At 61.9% G+C, this 12,357-nt stretch carries 9 protein-coding genes; 7 read left to right on the top strand and 2 right to left on the bottom strand.

All coding sequences use genetic code 11. From position 1 onward, the window contains the following. Positions 1 to 39 precede the first annotated feature (39 nt). Positions 40 to 1,236 (top strand): DUF3142 domain-containing protein, encoded by a 1,197-nt coding sequence (locus AB4Z35_RS06940; RefSeq protein WP_442096428.1) that lies wholly within the window; start codon positions 40 to 42, stop codon positions 1,234 to 1,236. Next, positions 1,223 to 3,337 (top strand): hypothetical protein, encoded by a 2,115-nt coding sequence (locus tag AB4Z35_RS06935; RefSeq protein ID WP_442096427.1) that lies wholly within the window; start codon positions 1,223 to 1,225, stop codon positions 3,335 to 3,337. Before AB4Z35_RS06940 ends, AB4Z35_RS06935 begins: the two co-directional genes overlap by 14 nt. Before the next feature lie 3 nt (positions 3,338 to 3,340). On the opposite strand, the gene AB4Z35_RS06930 is transcribed toward AB4Z35_RS06935, so the two are convergent. Then, positions 3,341 to 3,970, bottom strand: coding sequence for a LysE family translocator (locus AB4Z35_RS06930; RefSeq protein WP_442096426.1), 630 nt, complete (start codon positions 3,968 to 3,970; stop codon positions 3,341 to 3,343). A 145-nt stretch (positions 3,971 to 4,115) separates the two neighbouring features. Here AB4Z35_RS06930 and AB4Z35_RS06925 point away from each other — a divergent pair, with 145 nt between their 5' ends. Continuing rightward, positions 4,116 to 4,589 (top strand): Lrp/AsnC family transcriptional regulator, encoded by a 474-nt coding sequence (locus AB4Z35_RS06925; protein ID WP_085723574.1) that lies wholly within the window; start codon positions 4,116 to 4,118, stop codon positions 4,587 to 4,589. Between the two features lie 125 nt (positions 4,590 to 4,714). Here the strand turns inward: AB4Z35_RS06925 and lpdA are convergent, their stop codons facing one another. After that, positions 4,715 to 6,115 (bottom strand): dihydrolipoyl dehydrogenase, encoded by a 1,401-nt coding sequence (gene lpdA, locus AB4Z35_RS06920; protein ID WP_442096425.1) that lies wholly within the window; start codon positions 6,113 to 6,115, stop codon positions 4,715 to 4,717. Between the two features lie 214 nt (positions 6,116 to 6,329). On the opposite strand from lpdA, the gene hflK (AB4Z35_RS06915) reads away from it, so the two are divergent. Genes hflK (AB4Z35_RS06915) through AB4Z35_RS06900 form a run of 4 tightly spaced genes read left to right on the top strand, consistent with a single transcriptional unit; the run spans position 6,330 to position 12,293 of the window. Beyond that, complete coding sequence (gene hflK, locus AB4Z35_RS06915; RefSeq protein WP_442096469.1) at positions 6,330 to 8,288, top strand: protease modulator HflK; 1,959 nt, start codon at positions 6,330 to 6,332, stop codon at positions 8,286 to 8,288. Next, positions 8,285 to 9,331 (top strand): protease modulator HflC, encoded by a 1,047-nt coding sequence (gene hflC, locus AB4Z35_RS06910; RefSeq protein ID WP_442096424.1) that lies wholly within the window; start codon positions 8,285 to 8,287, stop codon positions 9,329 to 9,331. The genes hflK (AB4Z35_RS06915) and hflC overlap by 4 nt, the downstream gene beginning before the upstream one ends. Further along, the gene (hflK, locus tag AB4Z35_RS06905) at positions 9,328 to 10,386 is read left to right on the top strand and encodes a protease modulator HflK (protein WP_442096423.1); all 1,059 of its coding nucleotides are present in this window, start codon (positions 9,328 to 9,330) and stop codon (positions 10,384 to 10,386) included. The genes hflC and hflK (AB4Z35_RS06905) overlap by 4 nt, the downstream gene beginning before the upstream one ends. Further along, a complete protein-coding gene (locus AB4Z35_RS06900) occupies positions 10,383 to 12,293 on the top strand; it encodes a cation-translocating P-type ATPase (protein ID WP_442096422.1) in 1,911 nt (636 codons plus the stop codon). The genes hflK (AB4Z35_RS06905) and AB4Z35_RS06900 overlap by 4 nt, the downstream gene beginning before the upstream one ends. Positions 12,294 to 12,357 lie beyond the last annotated feature (64 nt).

Here is a 12,357-nt window from a genome sequence, read left to right as displayed (position 1 = left end):
CGCAGAGGCCCTTTCTGCACTTCAGGAACAGGCGTTTCAATGGTTTTTTTCACTCGCTCGATCGCCTTGCTTCTGGCGCTGGTGCTGACCGCCGGATGCGAAAGGCACGACGCACCGCCGCTGGATCAGCAACTCTACATCTGGCAGCGGCAGTGGACGCCGGCCCACGACGCCGCCCTCAGGGACAGCCGCGCCGATTTTTCGACGTTGCGGGTGCTGGCCTTGCAGGCCTTTCCCAACGCGGGCTGGAGTCGGGCCCGAATTGATCCGGTATTGCTCAGGCGCGATGGTCGGCCGGTAATTGCGGTGGTGCGCCTGGATGGGCAGCTCAATGCGCTCGATCAGGATGAGATCACAGCGCAAATCCGGCTAGTGATCAGCGATTGGCAGGGGCAAGGGGTGAACCTTGCTGGCATTGAAATCGACCACGACGCCGGTAACGCCCGGCTACCGGCGTACCGCGAATTTCTGGCGCATTTGCGCGTAGCGTTGCCGACTTCGCTGCCCCTGAGCATCACCGCATTGCCGTCCTGGCTCGACAGTCGTGAACTGCCGGCGCTGTTATCCACCGTCGACAGCAGCGTGCTGCAGGTGCACGCGGTGAGTGATCCGCGTCGCGGTTTGTTTGATGCCGATCAGGCCCGGCAATGGGCGAAGGCCTGGAGCCGTATCACGACGAAACCGTTCTATCTGGCGCTGCCGGCCTATGGCGTGGCGTTGCTGCCATCGGTGGACGGCGCACCGGTTGTGGAAAGCGAAGTGACGCTGGAGCGCGAAGGCCTGCGCCGGGAATTACTCGCCGATCCGCTGTCGTTGCGCACCCTCGGTAGCGAGTTGCGTGCAGATCCACCCGAACATCTGGCGGGCCTGATCTGGTTTCGCCTGCCATTGGCCAACGACCGTCGGGCCTGGAGTTTGACCACCTTGCGTGCCGTGGCTCGCGATGATGTCCTCGACAGTCGATTGACGCTGAAACTCTCGGCCGACAAAGGCCTCTATGACATCGGCATCAGCAACCAGGGCAATCTCGACAGCGCCTGGCCCGAGCGCCTGACACTGGCGGTCAGCGGCTGTGAGGGTGCCGATGCCTTGGCCGGTTATGCTTTGCAACAGCGTCCGGATCTGCTTACCTTCACCCGCCTGCGCGATGGCCGAATACCGGCCGGCGGGCAGCGTGCCATTGGTTGGGCTCGCTGTGCACAAATTGATCAAGGAGGTTCGAATGTTCACCCGTAACTGGCCGCGTCATTTGCTTTGTCTGAGCCTCAGCCTGCCGCTGGGTTCGGTGCTGGCCTGCGGCCCGGACTTCCCCATGCGCCTGCTGGATAACCGTGGCCAGTCGCTGGCGGAACTGCCGGAAGGCAACTTCAGCTTTGAAATCAGCCGCCTCGGCCACGCCATCAACGGCTTGAAGAACGTCACTGCTGGCGCCAACTACAGCGATGAACCTGACCTTGTAGCGCAACGGGATCAGGCCGAGCAGGCAGGACTTTCCGCTGAGCAACAAGTGTTGGTGAAACACCTGCGCAGCCTGACGGATGCTCATCAGGTTGAAACCGAAGGAGCGCAATTGACGCCCGAGCTCAGGTTGTACCTGGCGGGCGCCGTGGCATTTGGTACGGGTGATCCTGCCTTGGCCGCCGGGTATTTCAAGAAAGTGCTGGCCTTGCCCGCCGAGCAACGGGCCTCGCGCAGCACCTGGGCGGCTTACTCGCTGGGGCGCGCGTTGTTCGCCATGAGCACCGAAGCCGATGCGACTCCAGATCTGCTCAAACAATCCGCAAAGGCCTTTGAGCAAACCAGGCAGTTGAGCATCGACGGCTTCAGCGATCCGCTGGAACTGGGTGTCGCCAGCCTCGGTGAAGAAGCCCGGGTGGCGCGTACCTCCGGCGACTGGAACAGCGCCATTGAGCTGTACACCACACAGAGTCTGCACGGTTCTGCGGTGGGCTACGAATCGCTGAAGCTATTGATGGCGGACCTGATGACGCTGCCGGAGGATCAAGTGGCCGAGTTGCTCAAGGGCCAGCCCGTGCAGCAGTTAGTGACCGCGTCGTTGATCAGCCGCTTGGGCTGGTCGTTTGGCGATCAACCACCAAGCGAACAAAAAATGATCAAGCTGTTGCAAAACAGCACCCGCGGCAGTCTCGAAAACGCCGACCGCCTGGCGGCGATGAATTATCAACAGGGCGATTACGCCAGCGCCAAGGCTTTCCTCGAACATGCCGGCGATGGCGGGTTGGCCTGGTGGCTGCGAGCAAAACTGGCGGTGCGCGAGGGCGATAAAAACGCGGCCGCCGCAGCCTATGCCAAAGCAGCCCAGGCCTTCCCGCAGAATGAATCCTGGGGCGAGCGACGGACACCGGACTTCGATTATGAAACACTTCAACCCAAATGCCGGGTCGAGGGTGAAAGTGCGATCCTGGCCCTGCAACGCGGGGACTACCTGCAGGCCTTCGATCAGCTGTATCGCAGCAAAGGCATTTACTGGTTCGACGCCGCCACCGTCGCCGAGCGCGTGTTGACCCTCGAAGAACTCAAGCACTACGTCGACACACAAGTGCCGGCCCCGCCGCCGCTCAGCCAGCAAGACCGCGACAATTACGTGCCCTTGCCGGTGGCGGCGAGCCTGCGCAATCTGCTGGGCCGGCGTTTGTTGCGCGAGGGGCATTACGAGCAAGCGCCAGCGTACTTCGATAATGACGGCTTGCGGCACAAGGCCAGGCTGTATGGCGAGCAACGTCTGGCGGCTGATTCAGCCTGGTGGCCGACCCGTCGCGCCGCCGCGCTGTTCAATGCGGCCTGGACGGCGCGCGAGTGGGGCATGGACATTCTGGGCTATGAAACGGCGCCGGATTACGCCACGTTCGGCGGTAACTTCGTTCTCGAAAACGCCGAACTCAAAGTCGGTCCATTGGTGGCCGAGGACGAAGTGAAGCGTCAGCAGGCCAGCGCTGCCCAGCCAGATCGGCGTTACCACTATCGCTTCGTGGCCACGGCGCTGGCGAGCAAGGCCGCGGATAACTTGCCTCACACCAGCCAGGCATTTGCAGCGGTGCTGTGCGAAGCGTCGGGGTGGAACAGCAGCCTTGAGGAGCAAAGTGCGATTTATCAGCGTTATGTCAAAGAAGGGCCTTACGTGGAATGGGCCGCCGATTTCGGCCACCAATGCCCGTATCCCGACTTCGAGAACGCCGACAAACGCTACGTGACTCAAGTCACCGACGCTGCGCGTTCGGCCTTGCGGCCGTACAAGACACTGTTACAGATTGGTGGCGTACTGGCGGTCGCGGCAGCCGCGCTGTTCTGGTTCAATCGCCGCCGCAAGGCGCAGTAAGGTTCAAGCCTGTTGCACGAAGGTCAGCCGTACGGCGAAACCGATCAACAGGCTACCGAACAACCATTGCTGCAAGCGCTGGGCAGAGGGGCTGCGTTGCAGCCACCGGCCGAGTGCCGCGCCGACCAGGGCGTAAGTGCTGTCGAACAGCAAACCAACGCCGACCAGCACCACGCCCAAGGTCACAAATTGCCCGAGCACTGGCCCGGCCTGTGGATTGATGAATTGCGGTAGCAGCACCGAGCAGAACAACAGTGCCTTGGGGTTGAGCAGGTTGGTCAACAGTCCACGCCGGATGGCTGCGCCCCAGCGCGGTTTTTCGCCGGTTGTGTCGGTGTTGGTCAAGCTCGGCAGCATCGTGGTTCGCAGGCACTGAATACCGATCCACAGCAGATACGCGGCGCCTGCCAGGCGCACCACGTCGAAGGTCCAGGGCGCAGCCTTGAACAGTGCTGCCAGCCCCAGCGCCGCCAATGCCACATGACAACCGCGGGCGATGCCCAGGCCCACTGCCGTGGCCAGCGCGGCGCTTTTGCCCTGGCGGGCACCGGTCTGCAGCAGCAGGATCATGTCAGGCCCCGGCAAGAGATAGACCACTGCCAATGCCATGAAAAACAGCCAGAGCCCTTGCATGTTGCACCCCATTCGTTGTCGATTCGGTCGTGCCAGTCTAGGGCCGGAGGGTGGGGCAGGTGCTTGCGTTGTCAGCTTCTATCGGAGTCTGTATTGGCATAATCTGCCACTTTATTTCGCTTGAACCATCGGGATCTGCCAAACCATGAAACTTGACGCCTACGACCGCAAGATTCTCGCGGCACTGCAACGGGACGGTCGCCTGAGCAATGTGCAACTGGCAGACGAGATCGGCCTGTCGGCATCGCCTTGTTTGCGCCGGGTCCGGATGCTTGAAGAGGCGGGGGTTATTCGCGGCTACCAGGCCAATCTGGATCGCGACGAAGTGGGGTTGGGGCTGACGGTGTTTGTCGGGGTCAAGGTCGAGCGTCATAACGACGAACAAGCCGAATCCTTTCGTCTGGCGGTGACGGCATTGCCCGAGGTGATTTCGGCGTTTCTGGTGTCAGGGGAGTCGGACTTTCTGCTGCAGGTGGTGGTGCCGGACTTGCGTGCTTATGACCGGTTTCTCACCGGGCGTTTGTTGAAGCTGCCGGGTGTGAGCGACATCCGCAGCAACTTTGCGATTCACACCGTGAAGGCACCGGGGGCGTTGCCGTTGGAGCATTTGCCGCTTTAGACCGAGTCGTTTGCATCGTCGGAACGCCGCCCGGAGCAAGCTCGCTCCTACAGGGTTTGCGCTGTTCCTGTAGGAGCGAGCCTGCTCGCGAAGGCGATAGATCAGTCACTGCAACTCTTCAAGCCTTACATCTGCGTCGCCATCCCCTCCACATTCATCGCCGCCTGACGCAACGCCTCGGAGCGGGTCGGGTGTGGGTGGCAGGTCAGGGCGATGTCTTCGGCCGAGGCGCTGAATTCCATGGCCACGCAATACTCGCCGATCATTTCACTGACACTCGGGCCAACCAGATGCACGCCGAGGATTTCGTCCGTGCGCTCATCGGCCAGCACTTTGGCGAAGCCTTCGGTTTCGTGGTTAATCTTCGCCCGGCTGTTGGCGGTGAAGGGAAACTTGCCGACCTTGTACGCCCGGCCTTCAGCCTTGAGCTGTTCTTCGGTCTTGCCGACGCTGGCCAGTTCCGGTTTGGTGTAGACCACGCTGGGGATCAGGTCGTAGTTGACCTCGCCAGCCTTGCCGACGATCTGCTCGACGCAGGCCATGGCTTCGTCCTCGGCCTTGTGCGCGAGCATGGGACCTGAGGTCACGTCACCAATCACCCAGACCCCGGCGGCTTCGGTGCGATGCCCCTTGTTGGCGAGGATGCCGCGCTTGTCCGTGGTGAGGCCGACGTTTTCCAGGCCCAGGCCCTGTGTATAAGGTCGGCGTCCGATGGCCACCAGCACGTAATCGGCTTCCAGCAACTCGGCAGCACCGCCTGCGGCAGGCTCGATGCTGAGCTGAACGCCATTGGCGGAGCTGGTGGCGCTGGTCACTTTCGAACTCAACCTGAAACTCAAGCCTTGCTTGCTCAGGGAGCGTTGCAGGGTTTTGCCGGCTTCGATATCCACGCCGGGGCAGATCCGGTCAAGGAACTCGACCACGGTCACCTGCGCCCCCAGGCGCCGCCATACCGAACCCAGCTCCAGGCCGATCACGCCGGCGCCGATCACCACCAGATGCTTGGGCACCTCGGTCAGCGCCAGGGCGCCGGTGGAGTCGAGGATGCGTTTGTTATCGATGTCCACGCCGGGCAGGGGAGTGGGTTCGGAGCCGGTGGCGATGATGATGTCCCTGGCGCTCAGTTCGGTCTTGCCACCGGCGCTATCGGTCACCGTGACTTTGCCCGGTCCGTCGATGTGGCCCCAGCCTCTGATCCAGTCGACTTTGTTTTTGCGGAAAAGAAACTCGATACCCTTGGTCAGCCCGGTAACGCTTTCATCCTTTTGTTTCATCATCTGGGCGAGGTTGAGACTGGGTTTGACTTCGATCCCCAGGTTAGCGAATTCCGCGCCCATGGCTGCGTCGTAAAGTTCGGAGGCATGCAGCAACGCCTTGGATGGCATGCAGCCGACGTTCAGGCAGGTGCCGCCGAGTGTGGCGCGTCCTTCCACGCAGGCGGCTTTCAGACCCAGTTGTCCGGCGCGGATCGCCGCGTTGTAACCGCCGGTGCCACCGCCGAGTATCACAACGTCATAGGTGCTCATGGATGTACTCCTGGATCGAAAGGGGAAGGGATGGGTAAAAGTAGTTCCTGGATAAAATTACGAACGTAATATGTGCGTTCTGCCGCATTTCGGTCAAGGCTTCAGGTACGCGACAGGCTGGGCATCTTTAGATGGCGCGCTTGAATACGGAAATTTCACCATTTTCGTTATATCGTAACGAATTGCAATGTTAGCGAAGACACTCTGGGGTGGTATGCAAGTCGATCTCGATGTTGATGAAGCGCCGTTAGCCGGGTTGCCGCGCTTTCAGCAGGCGGTCATACAAGGGCGACGGTTACGCCAGTTCGCCATCGGTGCGGGAATACTCGCGACGGTAGGTGTGCTGCTGGCATCTTTTGCCTGGCTGTTTTCTTCGCAAACACTGTGGCCAGCGTTGCTGCTGAACCTGAGCGCGGCGTCTGTGGTGTTGATGGCGGGTGCGCAATCGGCCTGGTGGGTGGCCCAGTGGCGTGCCCGCGCAATGAATCCCGTGGTGCCGGAGGGCGTTGTCGACGAATCTGTCGCGCCTTCGGGGTGGTATGAACGCTTGCTGGACCGGATCAGCCGGCAATCGCAGCACCTGCTCAGGCAAATAGGCGCGCCGACGCTGTGGCTTGGCGGTTGGGCCGTGTTGGCGCTGGTGGGTGTCGAACAGGCCTGGAACCTCACGTTGCCCCCGGCAGCGTTGGGCCTGGCAGCCACTGTCGGGGCGGCGTGCTCCTTGCTGTTGGCGTTCGGTCTGTTGGTGATGGAGCGCCATCTGGCGCAGGAAAACACTGCGCAATGGCCGGAAGCCGCCGCGTTGGCGCAATTGACGCGTGTGGCGATCATCAGCCTGGTACTCGCTGCTTTTTGCCTGTTGTTTGCCGATGAAACCTCGGTATGGCCTGTACGCCTGGCGGTGTTGATCGGACTGCTGCCGGGGTTGGTGGCAGCAGAACTGTTGCTGCGCGCGGTGTTGTCATTGTTCAGTCCGCGCCGCGAACGCCTGGAACCGGAGCTGCTGGCACGCAGTTTTGTCGCCGACATGCTGCGCTGGCCACCACAGCCCTTGCTGGCGTTGCAGCACGAATTGCATAACCGCTTCGGCATCGATCTGCGGCAGATCTGGGCCTTCACTTACATGCGTCGGGCGTTTCTGCCGGTATTGGCGGTGGTTTCGCTCGTTGGCTGGTCGCTGACTGGCATTCACGAAATTGCGCTGCAAGGGCGTGGCATCTACGAACGATTCGGCAAGCCGGTGGAGGTGTTTGGCCCGGGTTTGCATATGGGTTTGCCGTGGCCATTGGGCCGTGTGTTGAGCGTCGAGAATGGCGTGGTTCACGAGTTGGCCACCAGTATTGGCGAAACCTCGGCCCCCGCTCAGGCCGACCCTGCTGAAGGCCCGGCCCCGGCGATTGCCAATCGCTTGTGGGACGCCAGCCATGTGAACGACAAATCCCAGGTGATCGCCAGCAGTCGAGCCGACAAGCAGAGCTTTCAGATCGTCAACATGGACGTGCGCTTCGTCTATCGCATCGGTCTGAGCGATGAGGCGGCGTTGGCCGCGACCTATAACAGTGCCGATGTGCCGATGTTGATTCGCAGCACCGCCAGCCGAATTCTGGTTCACGACTTCGCCTCACGCACCCTCGACGGTTTGCTGGGCGAGGACAGGGTAGGGCTGGCTGAAGAAATCGGTCGTGCCGTCCAGGCTGACTTGCAAAAACTCGACAGCGGCGTGGAAATTCTCGCCACGGTGGTCGAGGCGATTCACCCTCCGGCCGGTGCTGCCAATGCCTATCACGGCGTGCAAGCGGCGCAGATTGGTGCGCAAGCCTTGATCGCCCGTGAACGCGGCGCCGCTGCCGAGGCCACCAACCAGGCGCAGTTGCAGGCCAGTATCGCCCGCGATCAAGCGACAGCCAGCGCGCGGGAAATCAATGCCGGCGCCCAGGCAGCGGACCTGAAATTCAATGCCGAGCGAAAAGCCTATGCCAGCGCTGGCCAGGCCTTTGTGCTGGAGCAGTATTTCAGTCAATTGTCCCTGGGTTTGGTCAACGCCAAATTGCTGGTTCTCGATCATCGTCTGGGCGGCAGCAGCAATGCGCCGACCATCGACCTCCGTACTTTCACGCTGCCGGTTGACCCTGCGCCGTCGCGTAAAACCGCTCAGCCAGGAGCTGCCAATTGAGCCAGTCCCATACACACGATCACGATGACCACAGCGGCCACGATCACGGCCATGGCGGGCATCACCACCACGGCCATCACCATCATCACCATCATGGCGATCCTCAGGAGGCCGGACCGTTTCCATGGCGCCGCATGGGTTGGGCTGCTTTGTTGGTGGCGTTTGCTGTCGCTGCCGCGAGCCTGGTGCAGGTGCGTTCGGGTGAGGCCACGGTGATCACACGCTTCGGCAACCCTTCACGAGTCTTGCTGGAGCCGGGGCTGGGCTGGCGCTGGCCGGCGCCGTTCGAGGCGGCAATCCCGGTGGATCTGCGGCTGCGCACCACCTCCAGCGGTTTGCAGGACGTGGGCACGCGGGACGGTTTGCGCATCATCGTTCAGGCTTATGTGGCGTGGCAGGTGCAGGGCGACCCGGACAATGTGCAACGTTTCATGCGTGCAGTGCAGAACCAGCCCGATGAAGCAGCGCGGCAGATTCGCACCTTTGTCGGTTCCGCACTGGAGACCACCGCCAGCAGTTTTGATCTGGCGAATTTGGTGAATACCGATGCCAGCCAAGTGCGCATCGCCGACTTCGAAGCCCAACTGCGCAAGCAAATCGATCAACAGCTGCTCACCACTTATGGCGTGCGTGTGTTGCAGGTTGGTATCGAGAGGTTGACGTTGCCATCGGTGACGCTCACCGCGACTGTCGACCGGATGCGTGCCGAGCGTGAAACCATCGCCACTGAACGCACGGCCATCGGCAAGCGTGAAGCTGCACAAATTCGTTCCGCCGCCGAGCGTGATGCACGAATTGTGCAGGCCGATGCCACAGTGAAAGCCGCGGATATTGAAGCGCAATCACGCGTCGAAGCGGCACAGATTTATGGTCGCGCCTACGCGGGATCGCCGCAGCTCTACAACCTGCTGCGCTCGCTCGACACCTTGGGCACGGTAGTGACGCCGGGGACCAAACTGATTCTGCGCACCGATGCTGCACCGTTCCGGGTGTTGGTTGACGGTCCGCCGAGCCTCGACAACAAGTCCGGATCGCAGCCATGAGTTTGGTTCCACGTGGAACAAATGAGTTGAGCAGTCCCTGGATTCAGGCCGGGCGCTTGGCGTTTATTGCCCTCTACGCGGTGACGGTGTTGGCGGCGTTGGCGTGGGCGTTTTCCAATGTGCGGCAGATCGATCCGCAAAATCGCGCAGTCGTTTTGCATTTCGGCGCGTTGGATCGCATTCAGAATGCAGGGTTGTTACTGGCCTGGCCGCAACCGTTCGAGCAGGTGATTTTGTTGCCCGCGGCGGATCGGGTGATCGAGCGTCGAGTGGAAAACTTGTTGCGCAGTGGTGCCGCGATACAGGCGGATCGCGTGGCCAGTTTTGCCACACCGATCAGCGATGCCCTAGCAGGCTCCGGCTATCTGTTAACGGGGGACGCCGGGGTGGTGCAACTCGATGTGCGGGTTTTCTATAAAGTCACTGAGCCCTATGCGTTCGTGCTTCAGGGCGAACATGTGTTGCCGGCACTGGATCGGCTGGTGACCCGCAGTGCCGTGGCGCTCACGGCCGCACGGGATCTGGACACTATTCTGGTCGCTCGCCCGGAGTTGATTGGAGCCGATAGCCAGGCGGCGGAAAGACGCGAGCGCTTGCGCGGTGATCTGGTGCAGGGCATTAACCAGCGCTTGGCTGAGCTCACTGCGACAGGGCAGGGTTTGGGGATCGAAGTGGCGCGGGTCGATGTGCAATCGAGTCTGCCCAGTCCTGCGGTCAACGCCTTCAACGCGGTGCTGACGGCCAGCCAGCAAGCCGATAAAGCCGTCGCCAACGCACGCACAGATGCCGAGAAGTTAACGCAGACCGCCAACGAGCAAGCCGACCGCACGCTGCAGGTGGCCCATGCCCAGGCGAGTGAACGACTGGCCAAAGCGTCTGCTGATACCGCCACTGTGTTGAGCCTGGCCAAGGCTCAGCAGCAAGGTACCGACCCGCAAATGTTGCTGCGCATCTATCGCGAGCGGATGCCGAAAATTCTCGGCCAGGCCGGATCGGTCACGACGGTCGATCCCAAAGACGATTCCCGCCTGATCATTCAGGGAGCTGCACAATGACCGCTCAAACCGCCGCCGCACCGAGCCTGTTGTCGTCGACCGAACAGCGCCGCGCCGCGCGCCAGTTGACCCTGGCCATGCTCGCATTGGGCCTTCTCGCGCTGGGTTTGATCTGGCATTGGCTGGCGCCGCAGCAGAGTGGCGTCAGTCAACTGCTGCTGGGTTTTGCCTCGGTGCTGGTCGCCGTGCCGGTCATGCGCTCGGCCTGGTACAGCCTGCGTTATCCAAGCCTGCACGGCATCACGGATCAATTGATTGCCCTGGCCATGCTGGGTGCCTGGGCCACCGGGGATCTGCTGACGGCAGCCCTGTTGCCGATCATCATGATCTTCGGACACGTGCTGGAGGAGCGCAGCGTGATCGGTTCCCAGGAAGCGATTCACGCCCTCGGCAAACTGACGCGCAGCCACGCACGCAAGGTTCAGGCGGACGGCTCCATCATCGAAGTCGACAACGGCACGCTCAAGGCCGGCGATCTGGTCGAAGTGCGCGCCGGGGACCGGGTGCCGGCGGATGGCCGGGTGTTAGCCGGCCAGGCCAGTCTGGACACCGCCTCAATTACCGGCGAATCCGTGCCGATGGAGGCCGGCGTCGGCATGACGGTGTTCGGTGGCGCGATCAACCTTGACGGTCTGCTGCGAATCGAAGTGACCCGCACCGGCCATGAATCGACCCTGGGCAAAGTCATCGCCCTGATGCAAAACGCCGAGCGCTCGAAGCCGCCGATCACCCGTCTGCTGGAGCGTTACGCCGGCAGCTATATGGTACTGGTGTTGCTGCTGGCCGCCGTGACCTGGTTCATCACCAACAACGCTCAAGCGATGCTCGCGGTGTTGGTGGCGGCCTGTCCTTGTGCGCTGGTGTTGTCGGCACCGGCCACGGCGATTGCCGGGGTGGCCGTGGCGGCGCGGCACGGGATTCTGATCCGCAGCTCTGCGTTCCTTGAAGAGTTGGCGGACCTGACTTCGCTGGTGGTCGACAAGACCGGGACGCTGACTTTCGGCACCTTGCGCCTGCAATCCATCGACAGTCCGCTGGAGGATCGCAGCCATGTCCTGAAACTCGCCGCCAGCCTCGGCTCGGCCAGCAGTCACCCGGTCAGCCGTGCGCTCGCGGGGTTGGTGACCCAGGAACATTTCCTGCTGCTTTCTGACATTCATGAACGCCAGGGCCTGGGCGTGGTGGCGATGACCGGGCAGGGTGAAGCGGCGCTCGGCCGGCCGGAGTTGTTCGCGCAACTGGGCATCAGCACAACGGCGGTTCCCGATCACGACGGTCCGATTGCAGGGCTGGCGCTCAACGGGGAGTTTCTTGCCTGGCTGTTGCTGGCCGACAGCGTCAAACCCGAGGCGCAGTTTGCCTTGGGTGAGTTGCGTGAACTGGGTCTGGGCCGTCAGTTGTTGCTCACGGGGGACCGCCATAGCGTCGCACAGACACTCGCCCGGGATGTCGGGATCAGTGACGTCGAAGCGCAAGCCCTGCCCGAAGACAAACTGAACCGCGTGCTCAAGGAAATCGACAGCGGCTTCCGGCCAATGGTGGTCGGCGATGGCATCAACGACTCCCTGGCCCTCAAGGCTGGCGTGGTGGGTGTCGCCATGGGTGCCGGCGGCGCAGACATCGCCCTGGCTTCGGCTGACATCGTGTTGATCGGCAGTGACCTGCGCCGCCTCGGCACCTGCGTGCGCCTGAGTCGTCAGTGCCGTCAGACGTTGCAGGTCAATGTGATTATCGGACTGGGCTGGACCCTGGCGATCGTGGCCTTCGCCGCGTTCGGCTGGCTCGGCGCTGCCGGGGCGATGATTGCGGCGTTGCTGCATAACCTCAGCACTTTGTTGGTGTTGGGTAATGCCGGTCGTTTGCTGCGGTTCCAGGAGCCGTTGCTCAAACTCAAGGATGAAGCCTGAAGGCGAATGCTCTAAACCGGGTAATCACGGTGCTTCAACTTTTTAGAACTGTGCGCGCGCTTTG

This window comes from Pseudomonas sp. KB_15 (assembly GCF_052114525.1).
GTDB lineage: Bacteria > Pseudomonadota > Gammaproteobacteria > Pseudomonadales > Pseudomonadaceae > Aquipseudomonas.
Note: the sequence above shows the minus strand (reverse complement) of the source record. Positions and strands in the feature narration are given on the sequence as shown.

Excerpts from the sequence above, each read along its gene's own strand:
- AB4Z35_RS06940 (WP_442096428.1), top strand. The coding sequence starts at position 40 with ATGGTTTTTTTCACTCGCTCGATCGCCTTGCTTCTGGCGCTGGTGCTG.
- AB4Z35_RS06935 (WP_442096427.1), top strand. The coding sequence starts at position 1,223 with ATGTTCACCCGTAACTGGCCGCGTCATTTGCTTTGTCTGAGCCTCAGC.
- AB4Z35_RS06930 (WP_442096426.1), bottom strand. The coding sequence starts at position 3,970 with ATGCAAGGGCTCTGGCTGTTTTTCATGGCATTGGCAGTGGTCTATCTC.
- AB4Z35_RS06925 (WP_085723574.1), top strand. The coding sequence starts at position 4,116 with ATGAAACTTGACGCCTACGACCGCAAGATTCTCGCGGCACTGCAACGG.
- lpdA (WP_442096425.1), bottom strand. The coding sequence starts at position 6,115 with ATGAGCACCTATGACGTTGTGATACTCGGCGGTGGCACCGGCGGTTAC.
- hflK (WP_442096469.1), top strand. The coding sequence starts at position 6,330 with ATGCAAGTCGATCTCGATGTTGATGAAGCGCCGTTAGCCGGGTTGCCG.
- hflK (WP_442096423.1), top strand. The coding sequence starts at position 9,328 with ATGAGTTTGGTTCCACGTGGAACAAATGAGTTGAGCAGTCCCTGGATT.
- AB4Z35_RS06900 (WP_442096422.1), top strand. The coding sequence starts at position 10,383 with ATGACCGCTCAAACCGCCGCCGCACCGAGCCTGTTGTCGTCGACCGAA.